At 39.4% G+C, this 22,623-nt stretch carries 19 protein-coding genes; 10 read left to right on the forward strand and 9 right to left on the reverse strand.

Features of this window, described 5'->3' with window-relative positions; translation table 11 throughout:
• The first annotated feature begins 31 nt into the window (after positions 1–31).
• Entirely contained in the window at positions 32–715 is a 684-nt protein-coding gene (gene msrA, locus ACH2AZ_RS11280; protein WP_394907922.1) for a peptide-methionine (S)-S-oxide reductase MsrA, read from the forward strand.
• On the opposite strand, the gene ACH2AZ_RS11285 is transcribed toward msrA, so the two are convergent.
• The gene (locus tag ACH2AZ_RS11285) at positions 705–1,058 is read right to left on the reverse strand and encodes a DUF4870 domain-containing protein (protein WP_379042381.1); all 354 of its coding nucleotides are present in this window, start codon (positions 1,056–1,058) and stop codon (positions 705–707) included. The two genes, msrA and ACH2AZ_RS11285, sit on opposite strands and share 11 nt — an antisense overlap.
• An 89-nt stretch (positions 1,059–1,147) precedes the next feature.
• On the opposite strand from ACH2AZ_RS11285, the gene mnmE reads away from it, so the two are divergent.
• The gene (mnmE, locus tag ACH2AZ_RS11290; RefSeq protein ID WP_394907923.1) at positions 1,148–2,545 is read left to right on the forward strand and encodes a tRNA uridine-5-carboxymethylaminomethyl(34) synthesis GTPase MnmE; all 1,398 of its coding nucleotides are present in this window, start codon (positions 1,148–1,150) and stop codon (positions 2,543–2,545) included.
• A 17-nt stretch (positions 2,546–2,562) separates the two neighbouring features.
• Here the strand turns inward: mnmE and ACH2AZ_RS11295 are convergent, their stop codons facing one another.
• The 5 genes from ACH2AZ_RS11295 to ACH2AZ_RS11315 form a co-directional block, all read right to left on the reverse strand.
• The gene (locus tag ACH2AZ_RS11295; protein ID WP_394907924.1) at positions 2,563–3,084 is read right to left on the reverse strand and encodes a hypothetical protein; all 522 of its coding nucleotides are present in this window, start codon (positions 3,082–3,084) and stop codon (positions 2,563–2,565) included.
• 157 nt (positions 3,085–3,241) lie between these two features.
• A complete protein-coding gene (locus ACH2AZ_RS11300; protein ID WP_394907925.1) occupies positions 3,242–4,048 on the reverse strand; it encodes a DUF1206 domain-containing protein in 807 nt (268 codons plus the stop codon).
• Positions 4,049–4,183: 135 nt separating this feature from the next.
• Positions 4,184–6,085: a cystathionine beta-synthase gene (locus ACH2AZ_RS11305; protein WP_394907926.1), complete on the reverse strand. Its 1,902-nt coding sequence runs from the start codon at positions 6,083–6,085 to the stop codon at positions 4,184–4,186.
• Positions 6,086–6,237: 152 nt separating this feature from the next.
• Positions 6,238–8,382, reverse strand: a complete 2,145-nt coding sequence (locus ACH2AZ_RS11310; protein ID WP_394907927.1) for a TonB-dependent receptor — start codon at positions 8,380–8,382, stop codon at positions 6,238–6,240.
• Between the two features lie 3 nt (positions 8,383–8,385).
• A complete protein-coding gene (locus tag ACH2AZ_RS11315; RefSeq protein WP_394907928.1) occupies positions 8,386–9,624 on the reverse strand; it encodes a PQQ-dependent sugar dehydrogenase in 1,239 nt (412 codons plus the stop codon).
• A 387-nt stretch (positions 9,625–10,011) separates the two neighbouring features.
• Here ACH2AZ_RS11315 and ACH2AZ_RS11320 point away from each other — a divergent pair, with 387 nt between their 5' ends.
• Positions 10,012–10,206 carry a cold-shock protein gene (locus ACH2AZ_RS11320; RefSeq protein ID WP_147861263.1) on the forward strand — a complete coding sequence of 65 codons (195 nt, stop codon included), beginning with the start codon at positions 10,012–10,014 and terminating at the stop codon, positions 10,204–10,206.
• Between the two features lie 240 nt (positions 10,207–10,446).
• Here the strand turns inward: ACH2AZ_RS11320 and ACH2AZ_RS11325 are convergent, their stop codons facing one another.
• Positions 10,447–11,265, reverse strand: coding sequence for a metallophosphoesterase (locus ACH2AZ_RS11325; protein ID WP_394907929.1), 819 nt, complete (start codon positions 11,263–11,265; stop codon positions 10,447–10,449).
• A gap of 145 nt (positions 11,266–11,410) precedes the next feature.
• Between ACH2AZ_RS11325 and ACH2AZ_RS11330 the strand changes: the two genes are divergently transcribed.
• Positions 11,411–12,625, forward strand: a complete 1,215-nt coding sequence (locus tag ACH2AZ_RS11330) for a serine hydrolase domain-containing protein (protein WP_394907930.1) — start codon at positions 11,411–11,413, stop codon at positions 12,623–12,625.
• Here ACH2AZ_RS11330 and ACH2AZ_RS11335 read toward each other — a convergent pair.
• Positions 12,622–13,233 carry a sigma factor-like helix-turn-helix DNA-binding protein gene (locus ACH2AZ_RS11335; RefSeq protein WP_394907931.1) on the reverse strand — a complete coding sequence of 204 codons (612 nt, stop codon included), beginning with the start codon at positions 13,231–13,233 and terminating at the stop codon, positions 12,622–12,624. The two genes, ACH2AZ_RS11330 and ACH2AZ_RS11335, sit on opposite strands and share 4 nt — an antisense overlap.
• A 417-nt stretch (positions 13,234–13,650) precedes the next feature.
• On the opposite strand from ACH2AZ_RS11335, the gene ACH2AZ_RS11340 reads away from it, so the two are divergent.
• From ACH2AZ_RS11340 to ACH2AZ_RS11350, 3 genes are all read left to right on the forward strand, one after another.
• Positions 13,651–14,196 carry a hypothetical protein gene (locus tag ACH2AZ_RS11340; RefSeq protein WP_394907932.1) on the forward strand — a complete coding sequence of 182 codons (546 nt, stop codon included), beginning with the start codon at positions 13,651–13,653 and terminating at the stop codon, positions 14,194–14,196.
• A 10-nt stretch (positions 14,197–14,206) separates the two neighbouring features.
• A complete protein-coding gene (locus ACH2AZ_RS11345) occupies positions 14,207–14,794 on the forward strand; it encodes a hypothetical protein (protein WP_379042468.1) in 588 nt (195 codons plus the stop codon).
• A 520-nt stretch (positions 14,795–15,314) separates the two neighbouring features.
• The gene (locus tag ACH2AZ_RS11350) at positions 15,315–15,725 is read left to right on the forward strand and encodes an HU family DNA-binding protein (RefSeq protein WP_379042470.1); all 411 of its coding nucleotides are present in this window, start codon (positions 15,315–15,317) and stop codon (positions 15,723–15,725) included.
• A gap of 47 nt (positions 15,726–15,772) precedes the next feature.
• Here ACH2AZ_RS11350 and ACH2AZ_RS11355 read toward each other — a convergent pair whose 3' ends face one another.
• Positions 15,773–16,768 (reverse strand): endonuclease/exonuclease/phosphatase family protein, encoded by a 996-nt coding sequence (locus tag ACH2AZ_RS11355; protein ID WP_394907933.1) that lies wholly within the window; start codon positions 16,766–16,768, stop codon positions 15,773–15,775.
• 347 nt (positions 16,769–17,115) lie between these two features.
• Here ACH2AZ_RS11355 and ACH2AZ_RS11360 point away from each other — a divergent pair, with 347 nt between their 5' ends.
• The 3 genes from ACH2AZ_RS11360 to ACH2AZ_RS11370 all read left to right on the forward strand — a co-directional run bounded on the left by ACH2AZ_RS11360 (position 17,116) and on the right by ACH2AZ_RS11370 (position 22,622).
• Positions 17,116–17,529 (forward strand): hypothetical protein, encoded by a 414-nt coding sequence (locus ACH2AZ_RS11360; protein WP_255504417.1) that lies wholly within the window; start codon positions 17,116–17,118, stop codon positions 17,527–17,529.
• A 108-nt stretch (positions 17,530–17,637) separates the two neighbouring features.
• Complete coding sequence (locus ACH2AZ_RS11365) at positions 17,638–21,390, forward strand: efflux RND transporter permease subunit (protein ID WP_394907934.1); 3,753 nt, start codon at positions 17,638–17,640, stop codon at positions 21,388–21,390.
• Positions 21,387–22,622 (forward strand): TolC family protein, encoded by a 1,236-nt coding sequence (locus ACH2AZ_RS11370; RefSeq protein ID WP_394907935.1) that lies wholly within the window; start codon positions 21,387–21,389, stop codon positions 22,620–22,622. The genes ACH2AZ_RS11365 and ACH2AZ_RS11370 overlap by 4 nt, the downstream gene beginning before the upstream one ends.
• Position 22,623 lies beyond the last annotated feature (1 nt).

Here is a 22,623-nt window from a genome sequence, read left to right on the forward strand (position 1 = left end):
CTTAAAAGTTTACCTTTATCATAAAAAAACGATGAAGAACTGGGGACTTTTACTAGGGCTTATCTTTTTTTGCTATAGCTGTGAAAATAAAGCCCAAGATAAATCAAATCAGCTGCCAAAGGCGAATAAAGCAAATAATCAAAAAGTCAATACTTTTAGTTTAAATGAAGCTCAAGATCGATATGCTACCGCATATTTTGCAGGTGGTTGCTTTTGGTGTGTAGAGGCCATTTACGAAGATGTTATAGGGGTAGAGGCGGCAATTTCGGGTTACGCAGGTGGGCATACCGCAAATCCTACTTATCAACAAACCAATACAGGTAAAACTGGTCACGCCGAGGCGGTAAAAATTATTTACGATCCTAACTTTATTGATTTTTCCACGCTGCTAGATATTTACTTTAAAACCCTTAATTGGTCTCAAGAAAACGGTCAAGGACCAGATTTTGGAAGCCAGTACAGGTCGATTGCGTTTTACAATAATCCCCAAGAAAAAAAGCTTATAGAAAATTATATTTCGCGTTTAAAGCAAACCACCAATCAACCAGTAGCAGTTGAGGTTAAAGCGTTTGATAAATTCTGGGTGGCAGAAGATTATCATCAAGATTACGAAGCCAATAATCCCAACAATCCATATATTCAAAACGTATCTAAAAAGCGCTATGAAATGTTTAAGCGGCAGTTCCCTGATTTAGTAAAACCAACTAACGAATAAATCTTATGGTTAATGGGTAACGAACTTCCTCGCCGGCTTTTGACTTGTTGGCCTGCAATATAGGCGTTACAATCGCAACAATTGCTACAAAGCCAATGAACACGAATCCTACTAAAAAAACAATCATTATCGCGCTAAGTATGAAATAAAGAAATATGCTTATTTGAAAATTTAATATTTCTTTGCCTTCATAATCTAAATTTTCAATTTCGTCTCGTTTTAAAAGCCAAATAATAAGCGGAACAATAAAGCCACCCATTCCTGTAACCAAGTTGAGTAATTGAGAGAGGTGCATTAAATAGAGCAGCTGACTGTCTTGCTTTTTTTCGCTGATAACTTCCATAGTATTCGTATTAGAAATGCAAAAATACATCAAGTTTTTATAAGCCGCTAGATTTAGGCAAAATTTGATTACTTTCTTACCTTTGTGTTATGATTTTAGATGATACCATAGTAGCCTTGGCCAGTGCCCCAGGAGCGGGAGCAATAGCGGTCATAAGAGTGTCGGGACCCGATGCCATTGAAAAAACAAATCCGGTTTTCAAAGCTAAAAATAAAGTTCCGCTCACTCAACAACCTACGCATACCCTGCAATTGGGCCATATAGTAGATCAAGAACGGGTAATTGACGAAAGTTTGGTAAGTGTTTTTCACGGTAAACGCTCCTATACGGGCGAACCTACCGTTGAAATATCCTGTCACGGAAGTCCATACATTCAGCAAGAAATCATTAATCTGATGCTTAAACAGGGGTGCCGTATGGCGAAACCTGGAGAGTTTACGATGCGTGCCTTTCTCAATGGAAAAATGGATTTGAGTCAAGCTGAAGCTGTAGCCGATTTAATTGCCAGTGATAATGCGGCTAGTCACCAAATTGCTATGCAGCAAATGCGTGGGGGCTTCGCTACGGAACTGCAACAATTAAGAGATGAGTTACTCAATTTTGCCTCCTTGATTGAGTTGGAACTCGATTTCTCGGAAGAAGATGTAGAGTTTGCCGATCGTGCCGAATTCCAGCGCTTGGTCAACCGAATTCAAAAAGTATTGAATAAATTAATCGATTCTTTCGCAGTGGGTAATGTATTAAAAAACGGTATCCCGGTAGCCATTGTTGGAGAACCCAACGTAGGAAAATCAACTTTGTTAAATGCACTGTTGAATGAAGATCGAGCCATTGTGAGCGATATTGCGGGTACAACTCGAGACACCATCGAAGATGAAATCGCTATTGGCGGAGTAGGATTCAGGTTTATAGATACTGCAGGTATCCGAGAAACCACCGATACTATTGAAGGCTTGGGTATTCAAAAAACCTTTCAAAAAATCGAACAAGCTCAAGTAGTATTGTATTTATTTGATGTCAGTAAAATCAAAAACGATCAACTGAGTATTGAACAAGTAAAAACCGAAATTGAAAAGATTAAAAATAGATTTCCAGGTAAACCCTTACTAATAATCGCCAATAAAAAAGATAGTCTTACCCAAGAAGAGCAAACTGCTTATAAAAAGGCGATAACCGATTTGCATTTGATTTCGGCCAAAGAAAAACTGGGCGTAGAAACCATACAAAACCGATTGTTAGATTTTGTAAATACAGGCGCTTTAAAGAGTAATGACACCATTGTAACCAATTCAAGACACTATGAGGCTTTGCTAAAAGCCCAGGAAGAAATCAATAAAGTTCAAGAAGGGATGCATATGGGATTAACAGGCGATTTATTGGCAATAGATATTCGTCAAGCCTTATATCATTTTGGGGAGATCACAGGGCAGGTGTCTAATGACGATATACTCGGTAATATTTTTGCAAACTTCTGTATCGGCAAATAAAACCCCTTAAAGAATTATTAAGTTAACTTTTGTTTTTTTGCATTTAAAATACGCCTTAGTTTAACGGCTAATGAAGCATTAGCCTGTGGTAGCATTAATGCGCAGCGCTGTTGTAACTCAGCTAGTAAGCTTGGGAAATGCCGGGCCGCTGCGGCATAAGCCTCAAAAGCGCTTGCTTGAATAAATTTATGCTTATGGTTTAAATAGGGTTCCACCGCCGCGATTAATTCCGCACTTAGGGCTTTTGATAAATGCAACCGACTCAAAATTTGTAGCATATGCAGTTTCCCGTGGGTTGTTTTTAAATGCGCTAAACTGTCGACTAGAAGACTTACGTGAATAGAGTATAAGGAATTACCGTCTTTTTGGTAGCGTTTGATCATCCAAGTACAAGTGGGTTCTAAACTACTATGCGTCAATAAAAACGAAACCAAATCCGACACATCATCGGGTAATATGGGGTATTGGCTATATAATTGCTCCATTTCCTTTACCGATTTAGGAGGATCCGATTGCAAACGAAGTAGTAATTCCTTCATAAAAATCTAAATTTCTTTGCCTTTGGCCAATGCCTAAATATACGCTATTGCTAGCATTTTTCAAGAAAATAAATACAAGGCTTTTCTCGAACTACTTCATAATATGAATTCGAACATACAATTGCTAAAAGCCTGTTGGCGGTTGCCCCATGCTGGGCTATTTGCTAGCTTGTTCTGATGGCTTAGCTTGTTCTGATTGAAAACGCCTGTATTTCGATAAAAATATAAAAAATGCTCCGTAGGCTATAAACCCCACTGCGGTAAGAATCATTAACAAACGGCTCCAAGAAGTTTGTTCTAAAAAAGCAAAGGCATCTTGAATTCCTTTAATTTCTCGGTTGCCCGAATAAAAGCCGGCACGCAAAAAGAAATAGGCAATGATTAAAACCACAAAGGCACGGGCATAAAAACCAAATTTTCCCATCGCTCTGATGAGCCTATAGTGTTTTTGGCCTTCTAAATTAAATTGATCGAGTAGTCCGCCACGAAAAGCGCCGCGAATGAGCACTATGCCTTGCACCGCTAAGATTATACCAATCAAGATAAAGCCGTAAGTCAGAGCGGTAGAACCGATAAATTGCGCATAAGAAGTGCTTTGATCTCCTGTATAATCTTGGGTGAATAAATGATAAAAGGCCAATGCGGCCACTCCGGTGTACACTAGACCAGTGGTAAATAATCCGAATCGCTGTAGTATTGCTTGGCGTTCTTTCCCCTTTTGTTCGGGATCATAAATACTTTGAATAAACATCCAAACCGAGTAGCACACCAAACCGCTGCCCAATAAAAAGAGAAGCGTACGTCCAAAGGCTTGTTGTTTTAAAAAAGATAAAGCTTGATTGGTACCCGAGCTTTGTCCGCCTAATTCTAGCGCTGCCAACAGGGATAAGACACCGATAATAACGTAGATTAATCCTTTGGATACAAAACCAATAGCGGCTAAAACTTTAAAAGATTTTTTCAAGATAATTATTGCTAAGGCCTAATAAAAGTTTCCTGTTTACTACAAATGTAATCAAATTTTGACTGGCGTTTAGCATTCTAACCCACACAAATGCTAAAGCTTGAGATAAAAAAAAGAGGCGAAATCCTCTTTTTTTTAAATATATTTTTGCACAAAATCGCGAAAAACCGATTGGTGGCGTTCCAAATCCAATTCGGGAGCTAAGGAAACACGTACAATATAATCTTTATCGGTTTCTTTGGTAGTTCCTTGGGTTGAGGTGGCTGGGATAGTCCAATAACAACCTTTCAACTGCCCATAACTCACACAGTATTTGCTTTCCTCAGGAATTTGCGTGATCATCATTTGTATCAGCTTATGGTTTAATGCTCTTTTATGGGTTTCACGTTCTTGATGCGTATCGCCTTTGGTAGGCAGATCTAATGAAAATACCGATGGGGTAAATCCGCGTTGCGCTAAATCCTCAGAAACAAAATTAATTTTAGCTTCGGGTAACTCTTTTTCAATAAACGCAACAAATGCACGGGTATTTTTATAAGCTTTCTCAATACGCTCAAGCATACTGGGTAGCTGTTCGGCTAACTTGGCATATTGTCTGGCGGTAGCCTCATTGTCGCACAGTGTCAAATGCGTGGCTATTTTACTCATCATCGCTTGAGACTGCTGGTTGCCCACACAATAACCGGCTGTACATTTTCCTCCACTAGGGAATTTAGATCCGCTAGCATAAGCCAAAGCATAGCCTTCCGCTAGAATATTATTGTTGTTTTCATCGCTTTCCTGACTTAAAAAGGGAACATTCGGACAAAACGTTTGGTCCAATATAAAAACGGGAGCGATGGCAGCCGTGCCGCTTGGGGTTTGTCTAGATTTTCGTAAAGCTGCGGCTAAACCTTCTAAATTAGGTACTTCTACTCTTGGGTTGGTAGGAATTTCGGCAATGATATAAGGTACTGCGTCTTCTTTCGCTAGTTGACTCAAAACCTGCTCTACACTGCTTACCATGTCATTATCACGATCAACGGGTAAATCTACAATACTAACCCGATCTAAACTTTGGGCTAACCTGCGCGCTTGATCATTGGTGCCGCCATAGCAATTTGGGGGTACGATAAATTTTATCGGTTTTCCCGGATGTTGTTCTTGGGCATAATCAACCAATCCCATCATAATGGCGTATTGCATCGATAATCCCGATGAGGCAACCAGAACTTCTCCACTGGTACCCGTTATCGACCGAATGTTATCGGCTACTTCTTTTTGATTAGAAGCTTGGTGATTTTCGGGTTGTTCTAAAGGTTCATTTGCCAATCGTTGTAGTCCGCGGTAAGCGTTTAACGGCGTAATGGCTACAGTTTCGCGCCTTCTAACATGCTGTATTGCCGCTATGCTCGACTCTTCTTGATTAGGTCCAATGTATAGAACGCTACCTAGTGCAGCATCTAATCCTACCAGGTAATCTATCGGACTATCAGCAGCGGTTAAAACCGACTGTTGTGCCTTCCAGTCAAAATTGCTTTCAACATAAACCAGACTTGCTGATGCTTGATAACCAGGGGTGTCTTGAATTTGGCTAGGGTCTTTTACTGGCAACCACTCTATTTGGTAATCGTAAACTTTTTTTATTAAGTCTTGATCCAGTGCGGGGGGTAAGGCTCTGCTATAAGCGATTTGGGTAACTTTACCGGCCAGACTGTTGGTGCGGGCTATGGCTAAAATCGGCATGCTTAAAGATTGAAAACAAATCACTCGATCTGCCGATAGTCCTTGTAACTGTGCCAAACTCCACTCCAATACACTAGACAACGGATGCCCCAAGCGAATGTAATCATAAGCCGTTGGCAATTGCGCCAGTCTTTCGGTAAATGCTGCTCCACTAATTTCTGAGTTCATTAATTCTTCAAAGGCTTGCAAAAACTGTGTTTTAGCCTGATCTTCTTGATAAATATCTAGCCGATGCGTAGTTAATTTTAACCAATCTTCGGGTGTATGGGCCAGTATGTGTTTTAATTGTTGTTGTATATTTTTTTGCTCCATTTTGTGCTGCTTTTCTTTGTGCTGCAATTTACAATAATTGCCTTGTTCTATAAAACCATTGCACTGTAGATAGGCTTAACAACTTGTTAAAGTGCCTTAATATGTTAAAGGGAATTTTGCTAAATCTAGTAGTTTTTGCTTACTGGGTTGCCTTAAAACCTCCAATGTAGCCCTGCATAGAAGTTGCGCTCGGGGGCTGGATTGAAATAGCGTTTTCCAAAAGCATTGATGTCGTTCCCTAGACTGTAGCGCTCATTTAAAAGATTATCTACCCCTGCAAATAAGCGGATATTGTTTAAGGCTCCTAAGCTTTGTTGCCAATTCAGTTGTAATTGAACCAAATGAAAAGCCTCGCTAAAAACGGTATTGGCATCGTTTAACGGGTAGCTCGAAGTGTATCTATGGTTAAGCGCCATACTCCAAGGTTTTCCCATCGCTAAGTTTAAGCTGTTGGCGAGCATCCAGTCGGGTACAGAAGTTACGGGATTACCGCTATAATTGTTTTCTTTAACGATGTAACGCTCAAATTCATGTTGATTATAGGTAAGCGCCGTATGCCATTGCAAATTATGCAATAACCGAGAGATGTCTTCAGGCAAGAGCCTAAACTCACCCGTTAATTCAATTCCGTTTTGCTTTAATTCGCCTGCATTGACAAAATACTCATTTCCAGCGGCATTGAGCTGCCTTACAATTCCCGATTGAATAGGGTAGGTGTAGGCGCTTAAGTCTAGCACCAACCATTGTTTAGGGTGTTGAAACCTAAAACCTAACTCATAATTTACACCTTCTTCGGCCTTTAGATCGGTGTTGATTTTATTGGTAGAAGAACGAACTTCGGCCAGTGTGGGCGCAGAAAATCCTTTGGCTACAGACGCACGCATACTCCATTGCGGATTAAAGGTATAACGACCCGCAATTCTGGGCATCCAAATAGCATCATACTTTACTTCGCCTTGGGCACGAGCGCTAATAGGAAAATACGTGGTATAGCCCAAAGTAAAGTTATGGTAACCCAGAGAAGTTTCTAGGCTGAGTTTTTCTTTCCAGCCGATTTGTGTACGTAAAAAATAGTTTTGCCTGCTATTGGTTAGATCATCTTGTGCCTGTAAGCCTTGTGGCTCTCCTTGGTTGTTGTCAAAATTTTCAAGCGCATACCAACCTTTTTGCCCTTCGTAACCTAGTTGTGCCTCAAAATGCCAAGTAGTAGCGATTTGATTTTGGTAAGAAAGATAAGTGCGCAAGCCAATATTTTCTTCTTTACGGAATTCATAATTGGTGATAAACGGATTTTCGAAGTCGGTAGAAGAACCAAATAAACTGACCTGATGTTGCCAATGTTTGCTGATGGTGATCTGATGGGTGATGCCGCCAAGCAGACTTCGGTTTTGAATGCCGGCTTCCTGAGCTTCGGATGACGGAAATCGGCTCGATGCGGGTCGGGCCATACGCCGTTGTTCCTCTATTTGCTCCCGCGTCAGGCCTCCTGGTGTCTCATAATGCAAATCGGTATACAAAAGTAAAAAACGCAACTCACTATTGGTCGCATATTGGTAGCGATGGGCGGTTTGTATACTTTTTTTACTTAGCGCAGTATGGTCTCGGTAACCGTCTGATTGTTGATACATTTGATCGATAGAAAAAGAATACCGCTCATAACTTCTTTGCAGACTAAAGTGCTCTCGAAACAAGCCATATGCTCCACCACCCAAACTTAATTGTTGTTTGTTTTTGCGAACATTAAAGCCTTTGGGCTCAAGGCGAATCACCCCACCCGAATTGGCACCATATAAAGAGGCATTAGGACCTTTTAATACTTGCACTTGAGCGAGTGCCGCGGGGTCAATTAAATTGATATAGGTGTTTCCACTGGCATCGGTAAGCGGAAAATCACCAAGATAAACCTGTAAATTACGCACCCCAAAAGGCGAACGGATTAAATTTCCGCGTAAAGCGATGCGATAACTACCCGGTGAACGCTCTTCCATACGCAAACCGGCCACCTGGTTCAATGCGGGTACCAAACTACCGGTATAAGTAGCCGAAAGCTGAGGCTGACCAACGACCTGTGCCGTCGCATTTAACCGCTTCAGCGGCTGTTGTGGGTTATGTGCAATAATATGCACGCTATTAAGAGCATCAACGGCGGTGCTGTCTTGATTTTGGGCGCTCGCGCTCCCCAATCCTAAAACGCTTAATCCGCCGAGAAGCACGAAAAATTGTATCGATGGTAAAGAACGAGAAGTAAAATAGCTTGCTAGACGCTTTACTAACAGATTAGAAAAGACAGTATACAAGATTTATTTTTTTTGAATAACAAATAACTTTCCGCTTTGACTTATTGCGTATAATTTACCATCCCTAGCTTCGGTAATCGCTCTAAATCGTTCGCCTTTGTCGGCTAACAGACGTTCTTCGCCCACCACACGATTGTCTTCAAGTACCAAACGCGCAATGTGTTGGCTGCTTAATCCGGCCAGAAAAAGATTGTTTTGCCATTCAGGAATTGCATCGCCAGAATAAAAGCTCATGCCACTAGGAGAGAGCACAGGATCCCAGTAATATACCGGTTGCTCCATGCCTTCTTTTTGTTGTATCGGCGGATCGCCAATTTCGGCGCCACTGTATTCTACCCCATAGGTAATAACGGGCCAACCGTAGTTCTTTCCGGGCTCAATAAGATTGAGTTCATCACCACCACGGGGTCCAAATTCATTGCTCCACAGCGCTCGAGTCTCAGGATGTATGGCTAAGCCTTGCGGATTGCGGTGCCCGTAGCTGTAAATTTCGGGTAAAGCCCCAGGTTGATCCATAAACGGATTGGTAGCTACTGCTTGTCCATCTCTTGTAATGCGAATTATTTTTCCGAATGAAGTGCCTAAATCCTGAGCTTTTACTCGGGTTTGTTTATCGGAACGTTCTCCGATGCTCACCAATAAATTTCCCGCATCGTCAAATAGTATTCGTCCGCCATAATGCAAACGCCCATCGTAGGTAGGGCTGGCACGGTAAATAACTTGTACTTGTTCTATTTTATCGGCGCCTTGAGGCAGTTTTCCTTTGGCTACGGCCGTATGATTACCATCGGCTACCCGCTCGGTAAAGGTCCAAAAAACCATACGGTCTTGTTCAAATTCCGGAGAAAGACACAGGCCTAGCATTCCGCCTTGAGCGCGATCATCTACGTCGGGAAATCCTTTAATATCTTGAAGTATTTCACCCGTTTCCGGATTTAGCAAGCGCATAAAACCTTTATTTTCGGTAAGCAGTAAGTTACCATTGGGCATGGGCGTGATACCCCAAGGCTCTTGCAACTTATCGCTGCGTAAAATCACCTCATAATCGGTTTGGGTTTGCACTTGCGGTGCGCGGGTTTGGCCTTCAAAAGCCGGCGCATAATGCGCATTGTCGGGTTTAGGAGGGGTGTTTTTTTGCGTTAAACTGTCTTGTGCAGCAGCAGGGGGTGTAGCTTGTTGGTTTTTAGGTTTACAGGCCAATAAACTTAAAGCGGAAAGGGCCAAGGCAAAAAACATTTTCATAGGTTGGACTTTAGTGGGTTGAAATACAAACTTAAATAATAATCGGCAGTAAATCCGCCAAAGCCTTGTATATTAACAGCTTGTTAGGATTGCTTTGGCTGCTATGTTTTTTATTTTTAAAACTTTAACATATTAAAAGCTTGTGGGAGATATAAAGGTGGTATGTTTGCTTAACATTAGAAACCACTTCAAATTCTAAGTAGTAGTTTATATTATTATTTGTTTTTCGAGTTCAACTCGCATTCTTATCGATTTTATTTCCTTTTTACTTTTTAATATTTGTTTTTATCTAATTGAAGGATGTTTAACATTCTGAGAGCTGATGAGCTGGTAGTTTGAAAAATAGGTTGCTGATGTATTTATAATAACAAATTAATATTTAGTAAAATGCAAGAAGGTACAGTAAAATTCTTTAACAACACAAAAGGATTTGGATTCATTAAATCAAACGAAACAGGTGAGGATATTTTTGTTCACAGTACAGGTTTAATCGATGAAATTAGAGAAGATGACAAAGTTCAATTCAACACCGAAAACGGTAGAAAAGGATTGAACGCGGTAAACGTTGAGGTAATCGACTAATCCCGCTTATAAGTTAAGTGCTTTTTCCAGCAATTGTAAGAAGTACTTCACAAAGCTTCAAGTACAAGAAACCCCCATCTTATTTGGGGGTTTTTTTATGGCTATACTTACCGATAGCAAAGCCTAAAAATCAAATAAATCTTCCCAGAAAGCTCTTACCAGTACTTTTTCTTTCATTTGCTGCTGGCATAGTTTATTCGCTATTGTTACTAATAAGTCATTAAATGTATTTCATTAGTATTAAACCTGCAATTCTACTACTTCGGCTCGAGCACCAAAACGCAGGGGTAAGATGCTGGTACCAATTCCTTTCGAAACATACATGGGGTAACCGCCTTGGCTGTACCAACCGCTTAAATACTTACCGCTTCCTCTAGGTTTAAAGGGGGTCCACCCAAAAAAATTCAATTGACCCCCATGGGTATGACCGGCTAGCAATGCGTGCAAAGTAAAATTGGGTTGCTGTGCCATTACTTGATCGCGAAAAGCTGGGCAGTGACATAAAAGCAAGTTAACCTCTTGCCGAACGTAGTCCTGTGTGGTTTTGGTCCAATCTGGCAAACCGGCCACTAAATCGTCTACACCCAAAATACCAATGCGGCGTCCTTTAAGGGTAAATTGAGTGTGCGAATTGATTAACAATTGCACACCGTAGCTAGTATATAAATTTTTAAGCTGACTTAAATTCACTTTTCCCCAATATTCCCAATTACCTAGAATCGCTACTTTAGGTAAGCTTTTGGGTAGTAAAGCTAGAAATTCTTCTAAGGCGGTTAAGCCTTTTTGCTCATCGATAACGTCGCCCGTGAGCACCAATAAGTCGAAGGATTGCGTATTAATTTTTTCAGCTATTTTACGTTGACGGCGACCGAGTTGCCGCATATGTAAATCGCTGATTTGCAACACGCGAATAGGGTGTTTTGGTGCGCTAGGCAGCACGTGAACACTCCAATCTAGAATGTAGCGTTCAAACCAATACATATCCCCTAACAAGACGCCCGCAAGTGCTAAAAGAGAACCCCTAATGAATTTTCTTCGGCTAAGTTTTGACTTTTTCATAAACCAGCTCCAAGTTATTCTTTTTTTATCAATTAGCCTGCCGGTTAAACTAATTTTTCATCTACAAACCGGTCTAAAGAGTATAAATTATAAGTGCTCTAGAGGTGGCTCTGCCCTAAGTAGATTATCTTTGTCAAAAAAAAAGATGCGTAATTTACCGCTTTCGGCTTTAAGCCTGATTTTATTATTATGGGTTTCTCCCATTTATGCACAGCATTGTGAGGGTGTGGCAACCCAAGACTTGTCTGCAGATCGCGATCAGATTCCTGGCGAGACCATGGGTCAAAAACTAGAGAGTTTATTGTTTTGGAACAATGAAGAAAAGTTAAACCGCTTTGGTAACATGCATCGGTTGTTTCCTAGTATAGCTATACCCGCTTCCCCGGAAGCGAAACCTCTTACCAAAGCCGATGTATGGTTTCAAGATGAGACGCAACAGCAAGCGATAAGCAGTTATATGCAAGACAACCAGCTTACGGGATTGTTGGTTTGGCAAGACGGCCACATTCGGTTAGAGCGTTATGCAGCGCCCTTAAAAGCTGATGGAGTATGGACCAGCTTTTCGGTGGCAAAATCAATTACTTCTATGCTGCTGGGCGTGGCGCTAAAACAAGGCGATATTCAACATCTAGATGATAAGCTTAAAACCTATGTGCCAGAGTTGGCGGGTTATGACTATGGTGAGGTGAGTTTGCGCCAATTGGCAAGCATGACTTCGGGCATTGGTTGGAACGAAGATTACCAAGATTCCGAATCTGATGTTGCCCGTATGTATCAAGGCGAATGCCAAGGTCGGGAAGCGCATATATTAAGCTATATGAAACAATTGAAGAAAGCGCATGAACCTGGAGAGGTATGGAATTATAATACGGGTGAAACCGATTTGCTGGGTATTGTTTTACAAAAAGCCACGGGACAAAGTTTGGCGAGCTATCTCGCTGAACACATTTGGCAAAAATATGGCATGCAAGATTGTGCCTTTTGGCTTACCGACGAGTGTAGCGGTTTAAATTTAGGGGGCAGTGGGCTATCGGCGAGCTTGCGTGATTTTGCGCGTTTGGGTCTTGTTATGATGCAAGAAGAAAGAGAAAGCACCGGCTTACTTGCCGATGCCTACCGCCAAAATGCAAGTAAGGCGCTGTACCAAACCCAAAGCGATGGGAGTGGTTATGGTTATTTGTGGTGGCGTACCAAGCATAGTGCCTATGCAGCCGCCGGAATTTTTGGTCAGTTTCTTTATTTGAATCCGAGTAAAAACTTGGTAGTGGTGCAATTGGGAGCCTGGCCAAAAGCCAGTACTAAAGAATTGGTGCAACGACGTATGAATTTCATTAAGCAAATCGAAGCACAAATCGATTAAATTCCAGGAGCGCAACGCGCACAATGCGATTCGCCGCTAAGTGTTCCATTTTCATCTAGGGTATATCCGCAACAGCTTACCAAAGCCTCTTGCAACCAAGCCTTGGCTCGGCGAATACGTGCTTTTACATTGGCTAAACTAAGCCCTAGTAGAGCAGCGGCTTCTTGTTGTTTTTTACCGGCAATAAAACATAATTTTACCACCTCTTGGTAAGATGGGGGTAGCTCGCTTAAAAAGCGCTCCCAACAGCATGGGGTAAAGGCAGCGTTGTTTTCGACTACTGCCTCGTTTTCCAATAAAGGTAGATGCGTTTTTTGCTGAGCGAAATAGGTATAAACTTCATTACGGGCAATTTGAAACAACCAAGCTTTAGCTTTTTTATCGTCTCGCAGTTGGTGTTTTTTTAGGTGGGCCCGTAAAAAGGTATTTTGTAAGATATCTTTACTGGTCTCGGGCTGCTTTACCCATTTTAAGATAAAGTAGTAAATTGGTTTTTTGTATTCTTCCCAAAGTTCTTTTGTAAGCATAAAACAATATAAAAAAGCTTGGTTAAAAAACCAAGCTTTTGGTTTAACAACAAGTGCATTGGCTGCATTCACAACGATCACAAAGACAGTTCTTTTGCGCGCAGTTCACGCAGTTACATTTTTTACATTCGCATTGTGTACATGTGCAAGTATTCATAATTTTTTGTTTTTAGGGTTCATGAAGTAGATAGAAAAGTGACCAAAAAGATACACTGAAATCCAACTTTTTTTTTAAAATCATACCGTTTTGTTCTTTTCTGGTTCTAGATTAAAGGCTAGCGCACTAATAGTTTAAATGTATTTCTGGGGGTGGCAGTTGGCAACAAGCTTTTCAGTCTATGCGAGAGCTGTCAATTAATAATTTGCAGATACATAGTATTCAATTCATAATTTTTTGTTAATTTAGTAGGATAGGTAGAAGCCAAATGTGTGTGAATTAGGGGGTAAGGTGCCTATTGCAGTTTTTGTTTACCTTATATCTTATAACTAACAGTAAAAATGAAAAACCTTATAGTCTTATTTATTTTATGCTTTGCCTTGGGCTGTAATACCGTTGAGAAAAACAAGCTAGCCGCATTAACCGGCAACAACTTACAGGCGGTGGGGTTTTTAAACCAATCGGTATATTTACCTGCTGGTTTCCAGCCCGTGCACAAAGAGGATAATGAGGCTGCAGCCGAATATTTGGCTAATTTTGATGCTAATAGTGTACTCTTTGTAGATCGGCAAAATGGGGTGAATAGCATTACTTTTATGCCGGCCGATTATACCAAATTGTCTAAACCCTTAATCAATTACTATGTAAACGATCTCGAAAGGCATTTCGCCAAAGAAGGATTGGCGATGCAACGCTTAGAAGCCAAAATGTTGCGTTATGGTAGCGCCGAAATCATTAAAATAAAATACCTTCAAGCGCTTGAAGAGGCGCAGGCTTATATCACCCAGTATGTGGTGAGCCACGATTTGGAGACCTATATTATTTTGGTTCGTCACCAAGAAAATCAGGATTTCCTAGCAATTTTAAAAAGCAATTTTAACGTGTAAAATCAGGACTATGGCTACGCGACCAAAATACCTAAGCGGAAAATATGTTTTTATCATTTCACTTTTAGTCTTAGGGCTCAGTGTGGTTTTGGTTTACAGTATAGGACTTTCGTTTGATAAAAGACTTGAGGTGAAGATCTACACAGCCCTAAGTCTAATAGCTTCTTGCTTGTTTTTATTTATGACCTATGGACTTTATACGGGTATAGGACTTATAGACGACTTCCCCAAATTTAAGCATTTTAAACGCGGCCATTTTTTTGAGCATATCACACCCGAAAAGTATGAAATGCCACAGATTGATACTGGCGATGGCATTGCAGGCCTGTTTTTATCGGTTATTTTATGGATTGCCATGACCATTCTTTGTCTGGTCATGTTGCTTTTTTTAGAAGTCTTTTTTTGGTTCTCTCTATTTGTTTTACTCACCATGTTATATTGGGTGTTTTTTAGAGCAATGCGCATGGTTTTTAGAAAATCTAAAGACACCCAAAAAGATTTAGGTTTGTCGCTGCTGTACGCGAGCATCTATACCTTCTTATATGTGGGCTGGTTGTATGGCGTAGTTTATCTTTACGAGTTCTGGGCGGTAAACTAAGTATCGTAATCCACATAGTTTGGTTGTTTTTAATGTCGCTTACGCGGATGGAAATAATCGCCCGCAAATAAAGAAAACCATAGTTGGTTTTAGCGATAGCTCATTTTGCCTTGCTCGGTTATTATCCATTTAAATTTACCTTCTTTTTTTCTCTATTCTTTGGGTCGATGAACAATTTTTATCTAGCCCACTACCAGCATTTTTTAAAAACGATTTAAAGGCGATTTCTATTTAATAAGCCTTGTGAAAAATAGAAGGATAAGCATATTTTTTAAAAAACTACCGCTACTTTTTATCCTATCTTCAAAGCCTTTTAAACAAAAGCCTTTGAAGAGGTAATAAAATATTGTACAATATTCACTCAAAAATTGTACAATATTTATATAAAAGTTGTACAATATTTTTTTGAAAATTGTATAACTTTTGTAAATTAGTTACTGATCAAAAGATTAATTGTACAGCAACTTTTAATTAATTGTACCGTAACTTTATTTTGTTTTACCCTTTAATACTAAAAAATATGCCCGTACAGTACCGCATTGGAAAACGAAAAAACAATTTAAATCCGTCTGAGTCTTTGCGCTATATGATGCAGGCCGTACATACGGGAGAAATAGATTCGGAGCGTTTGGCTTATGAAATCAGTAATGAATCTACGCTAAGTCAAGCTGATGTGGTAGCGGTTTTAAAAGCTTTGGGTCAGAAAGTGCAGTTTCATCTGTCTGAAGGCCGAGTGGTTGAACTTGATAATTTGGGTCGGTTTAAGGTAGGATTTAAATCGGAGTCCGCGACTACAATTCGAGAATTATCGCCCAAAAAGGTTAAAAAGTTTCATATCAATTACCAACCCAGTCGGGCTTTAAAAAAATGGCTTAGAGGTAAGCCTACGCTGGTTAAGGAGCCGAAATCAAAAGCTAAGCCCAAAGTTTAGTGGCTAGGCAGTTTAAATTTGGTGAGTGAGGTTTTTTAGCTAAGCGGCTAAAGTACCAATTCCGCGTAAAGCGGGAAATGATCGGAGCCTATGCTGGGTAAGCGTTCTAAGGTTTTTACTCGAAAGCCTTCGGTCGTAAAAATATGATCTAAAGGCCAACGCATATACCATTTTTGGGTATGAAAACTAGGAAAAACCCCACGACCTACCCGTACATCTTTTAAAAGATCTTTGGTTTTGGTTAGGGGGTCAACATGCGACCAGACCACATCGTTCATATCGCCCATCACCAAACAAGCCAGTTGGTTTTGCTTAATCATTCGGCCCATTTTAATCAATTCTTTTTCTTGTTGGCCTTTGTTATCGGGGAGGTGTTCAAAATGCTTAGGCGGAACGGGATGCATATTGTACAAGGTAAAGCGCTTGCCAGATGCTAATTCCATTTCGGTAATGATTGAGGGTACATGCTCATTATTCAGGTAATGCACCTGGGCATTTTTCCAGGGTATTTTACTGTAAAGCGCCATACCGTAGGCTTTTTCATTGATCGCTTTTTTAACATAAGGGTAATCCTTGGCTAATGATTTTACCGCTTGATCCCAGCGGGCATTGACTTCCATAAGTAAAACCAAATCGGGTTCTTTTTCTTTAATCAAATCCAGTAGAGCTTGGTGTTGATTGTTTTTCATTTTTACATTGCTCAAAAAAACAGAAAACACCTGGTCTTTAGCCGTTATATTTTCGGCTTGGGGTACGTCTTTCGGACTTAAGATGGTATAGGGTAAGAGGTACCTCAGGTTAAGACCTAAGCCCACTATAAGGCAAGCCATAATCACATATTGCGTTAATTTATGCTTATGCGGAATCAAAGCGATGAGTACAAAACCAACTAGGGCAGTAAAAAAAAGTTGTATGCGCGGAAAGTCTAAAAATTTAAGGTACCGCCATTCGGTATTTCTAAAAACCGAAAGTATACTGGCCAAGGCGATGAGTATGGCCAAAATATCAAAGACAATTCGTACTACTTTTTTCCAATTCCCCATTTGCTTGTTTTAAAGGTTGATAAAAGGGTTGTTAAGCTGCTGCGCTGTAAAGCACTTTGCGTTTTGCTCTTTAAAGCTAAAGATTAATTTTGCTTTTAAAATTGGTATTAAGAAAAATTTATCAGCTTAAAGCTAAACAACTTAGGGTTTTAAATAGGCATGCTTTACACCCAAAGCGCTCATAATATTCTCTTGTAACAAGGCTGTGAGTTAAACATCTGCTAGGTAGATAGTATTATAACCTATTGATTGGCTGTGTATTATTAAGCTTGGTAGGATTAGCCAAAATTAAAAAAATAGTTAAGCTTTGCGTTTATACCAAAAGCATTGTATATCTTTGTGGCGCAATGAACAGCTTTTTTTATAAAATAACGGCTTGGGTGATGAGTGTGGTGCTTTTAGCATCTACCTTTTCTTTAACGGTAAATATGCATTACTGTGGAGACACCTTGGTCGAGAAAGTGGTTTGGGCCAAAGCAGCGGGTTGTGGTATGGAAATGAATCAGCCTACTACCGATGGCTGCTCTATCGATAAACCGAATTGCTGCGATAACACCCAAGAAACCATTGCCGGCCAAGATGAATTACCGCAGCAAAGCGACCAGCTAAGCTGGAACAAGCAGGTGTTTGTTGCTACACTGGTTTACACTTATAGTCAGTTATTCGCTGAGCCTACTACAAAAGTAGTCCCTTTTAGAACCTACAAACCACCACTGGTCGTCAAGCCTATCTATAAGCTAGACGAGACTTACCTCATTTGATTTATTAAACAGTTTTTTAACGCGCCCTGTGCTTTTGCACCCTGGGCTGCCTGCTTTTTTATGCCTTTAGGGCAACACCAATGTCTAACTGTTTAATAATCAAAGCCAATGCTCAATAAAAGCATCAAATTTTTAATAGAAAACAAACTCGTAGCAGTTCTGCTACTCGTCCTTTTTGTAGGATGGGGAACGGTTAATGCACCTTTCAATAGGGATACTGGTTTCTTACCAAGTAATCCAGTTGCTGTAGATGCCATACCAGATATAGGCGAAAACCAACAAATCGTTTTTACCAAATGGGATGGACGTTCGCCACAAGATATAGAAGACCAAATTACCTATCCATTAACCACATCATTGTTGGGTATTCCTGGAGTAAAAACCATTCGTAGTTCCTCTATGTTTGGCTTTTCAAGTATCTATATCATTTTTGAAGAGGATATAGAATTTTACTGGAGTAGAAGTCGTATTCTCGAAAAGCTAAACTCATTACCAAGTGGTTTATTACCTGAAGGTGTTAATCCTGCTTTGGGTCCAGATGCAACAGGATTAGGACAAATATTTTGGTACACACTTGAAGGACGTGATGAAAACGGAAATGTAACGGGTGGTTGGGATTTACACGAATTGCGTAGCATTCAAGATTACTATGTAAAATATGCATTATCCTCTGCAAGTGGTGTGTCAGAAGTAGCATCTATTGGTGGGTATGTACAAGAATACCAAGTGGATGTTAATCCTGAATTGATGCGTCAATATAATATTGGTTTAAACCAAATTGTAAAAGCCGTAAAGGAAAGTAATAAAGATATTGGAGCGCAGACTTTAGAAATTAATCAAGCCGAATATCTGGTACGTGGGTTAGGTTATGTCAAGTCTATTTCAGACATCGAAAATGCAGTAGTCACTTCAGAAGATTACACAGCTATAAAAATTAAAGATGTTGCAAAAGTGTCTTTAGGTCCTGCAACAAGACGTGGTTTATTAGATAAAGAAGGTGCAGAGGTTGTTGGTGCTGTTGTGGTGGCTCGTTATGGCGCAAACCCAATGGAAGTTATCAATAATGTGAAAGAGAAGATTAATGAATTAAGTGCAGGATTACCTTCAAAAGTATTGGCGGATGGTAGAACTTCCCAAGTAACAATAGTCCCATTTTATGACAGAACAGAATTGATTCAAGAAACATTAGGCACATTAAACGAAGCCTTAACTTTAGAAATACTCATTACCATATTGGTCATTATCATTATGGTATTTAATCTTCGAGCTTCCATACTAATTTCTGGACTTTTACCAGTAGCGGTTTTAATGGTGTTTATTGCGATGAAACTCTTTGGTGTTGATGCTAATATTGTGGCATTATCAGGTATTGCTATTGCTATTGGTACAATGGTCGACGTAGGTGTCATACTATCAGAAAACATTATAAGGCATTTGGATGAAAACGAAAATGCCATTCCGACAGAGCAAGGAACGAGCGACGAGGAATCTCATAAAAAGTTACCCATAAACACAGTAGTCTATAACGCAACAGCTGAAGTGTCTGGTGCAATCGTAACCGCAGTTATGACAACTATTATCAGTTTCATTCCTGTATTTACAATGATTGGAGCGGAAGGAAAACTATTCAGACCATTAGCCTTCACAAAGACTTTTGCATTAACAACTTCTATAATAGTAGCGTTGTTTTTAATTCCACCGTTTGCTGCATTTTTATTCAGAAAGAAAAACATCAAAAACACTTTTAAATATGTTTTAAATGGTGTTTTAATAGCATTGGGAATCGTAGCCATAGTCTATGGATATTGGTTAGGATTAATTTTAATTGCGTTTGGGATTACAGCATTTCTCAATCTTCAAAGTAAGATAACAGACAAGCAAGCTAATCTTATCAATATCATTATTTCGGTATCAGCTATTGTATTCTTGTTAGCCGAATATTGGAGACCATTAGGCGTTGATAAAAGCATTTTTTGGAATCTCATTTTTGTGAGTGTTATTTGCTTTGGTTTATTAGGTGTTTTCTCATTATTCATCAAATATTACACACGCATTTTAAGGTGGTGTTTAGATAATAAGTTACTCTTTTTGTCTGTCCCAACAGCAATTGTAATTGCAGGTTTTTTCATTATGAAAAATACAGGTAAAGAGTTTATGCCATCATTAAACGAGGGTTCTTTTCTGTTAATGCCAACCTCAATGCCACATTCTGGTGTAGAAGAAAATAAGCGCGTTTTACAACAATTGGATATGGCAGTAGCAAGTATTCCAGAGATAAAAACTGTTGTAGGTAAGGCAGGAAGAACAGAATCAGCTTTAGATCCTGCACCTTTATCAATGTATGAAAATATCATTCAATACAAACCTGAATATATGCTGAATGACAAAGGAGAACGTCAGCGTTTCAAAGTCAATGAAGATGGATTATATGAATTAAAAGATGGCCGTTTTATTGCAAATCCAAATAACTCTGAAAATGTCACCTTGAGTGTAGTCGAAAGGTCTCAATTAATCCCAGACGATGATGGCGAGTTTTACCGAAACTGGCGACCAGAAATACAATCACCAGACGATATTTGGAACGAAATTGTAAAAGTTACCAAATTACCAGGTGTCACATCAGCACCAAAATTACAACCTATTGAAACCCGATTGGTAATGCTACAAACAGGTATGCGTGCACCAATGGGAATCAAAATAAAAGGACAAGATTTAAAAGAAATTGAAGCGTTTGGAATGCAGTTAGAAACCATTTTAAAAGAAGCTGAAGGTGTAAAGGATGAAGCCGTTTTTGCAGACCGTATTGTAGGTAAACCGTATTTACTTATCGATATTGACCGAGAAAAAATTGCACGTTACGGTGTAAGTATAGAAGAGGTGCAAAACGTATTAAAAGTAGCTGTTGGTGGTATGTCATTAACCCAAACCGTTGAGGGTCGTGAGCGTTATGGTGTTCGTGTACGTTATCCAAGAGAATTACGAGCAAACCCAACCGACTTACAACAAATTTACGTGCCTGTTGAAAAAGGTAGTCCTGTACCTTTAAGCGAATTGGCAACCATTCGTTATGAGCAAGGTCCACAAGTGATTAAAAGTGAAGATACCTTTTTAGTGGGTTACGTGTTGTTTGATAAACTAGATGGTTATGCAGAAGTTAATGTGGTAGAAAATGCCCAAGCCTTAATTCAAGAAAAAATAAATAATGGTGAATTGGTAGTGCCAAAAGGTATTAACTATCAATTTACAGGAAGCTATGAAAATCAGTTAAGAGCTGAAAAAACCTTATCCGTTGTAGTGCCTTTAGCATTAGCCATCATTTTTTTAATTCTGTATTTCCAATTCCGTTCAGTCGGTACATCCTTAATGGTTTTTACAGGGATTGCAGTAGCTTTTGCAGGTGGTTTTTTAATGATTTGGCTCTACGGTCAAGATTGGTTTTTAAACTTCAATTTCTTTGGGGAAAACCTGCGTGATTTATTCCAGATGCACCCAATTAATTTAAGTGTGGCTGTTTGGGTAGGCTTTATTGCACTTTTCGGTATTGCAACCGATGATGGTGTTGTAATGGCAACCTATTTAACGCAAACATTCGATAGAAATTCACCAGAGAATAAAAAGGAAATTAGAGCGTCAGTTGTGGAAGCAGGAGAAAAACGTATCAGACCCTGTTTAATGACAACAGCAACGACCATTTTAGCATTATTACCAGTATTAACCTCTACAGGTCGAGGAAGCGATATAATGATACCTATGGCAATACCAAGTTTTGGTGGAATGCTTATAGCCTTAATCACTTTGTTTGTTGTACCAGTATTGTATAGCTGGAAAGCAGAAGTTCAACTTAAAAGAACATCAAAATGAAATATAAATCAATACAAATAAAAATCGTCTTGGCTCTTGGCTCTTGTTTCTTGAGTCTTTTTGCGAACGCTCAACAATTAGAAATACTTATCGATGAAGCCTTAACAAACAATCCAGAAATTCAAAAGTTTGAGTTACAATACAAAAGAGCTTCCGAAAAGGTAAACGAGGTCAACACCATTCCTAATACCGAATTTGGTGTTGGTTATTTTGTGAGTGAGCCAGAAACACGAACAGGTGCACAACGCTTTAAAGTATCTGCTAAACAAATGTTACCGTGGTTTGGGACTATTACTTCGAGAGAAAATTACGTGAGTTCAGTGGCAGATGCTAAATACGAAGACATTGTCATCGCAAAGCGAAAACTAATGGCTTCGGTATCACAATCCTATTATAATTTATACGCTAACAAAGCAAAGCAAGAGGTTTTAACTGAAAACATCAAACTATTAGAAACTTATGAAACGTTGGCATTAACTTCTGTAGAGGTTGGTAAAGCATCCGCAGTAGATGTGTTGCGATTGCAAATGCGTCAGAACGAAATGCAACAATTAAAAGATGTATTGCAACAACAGTTTTTAGCAGAACAAACTAACTTCAATAATCTATTGAATAGAGATAATGATGTTACCGTGAATGTGGTAGATAGTTTAATGATACCTTCAGAAGACTTTGATATTACTTTTGAAAAATTAGTATTACATCCTGAATTACTAAAATTTGATAAACTCTATCAATCCATAGAGCAATCAGAATTATTGAATCAAAAAGAAAGCAGTCCAATGATTGGTTTTGGATTAGATTATATCAATGTTTCCGAAAGGCCAGATATGAATTTCTCGGATAACGGTAAAGATATTGTGATGCCTATGGTTTCCGTGTCAATCCCAATTTTTAATAAAAAATATAAATCTCAAACCAAGCAAAATAAGTTGCAACAACAAGAGATTCTTTCACAAAAACAAGAGCGTTTGAATACTTTGGAAACCCTTTTAAGCAAAGCCATTAATGAGCGTATTTCGGCAAGAATAAGTTATGCTACGCAAACCAAGAATTTAAAACAAGCTAAAGATGCAGAGGACATCTTAATCAAAAGCTACGAAACAGGAACGATTGATTTTAATGATGTTTTGGATATTCAAGAGTTGCAGCTAAAGTTTCAAATGGACCAAATAGAGTCTATTAAGGGCTACTATGTGCAAAGCACAATTATTAATTATTTAATTCACTAAA

The sequence above is a fragment of the uncultured Mesonia sp. genome (genome assembly GCA_947499595.1).
Taxonomy (GTDB): Bacteria; Bacteroidota; Bacteroidia; order Flavobacteriales; family Flavobacteriaceae; genus Mesonia; species Mesonia sediminis.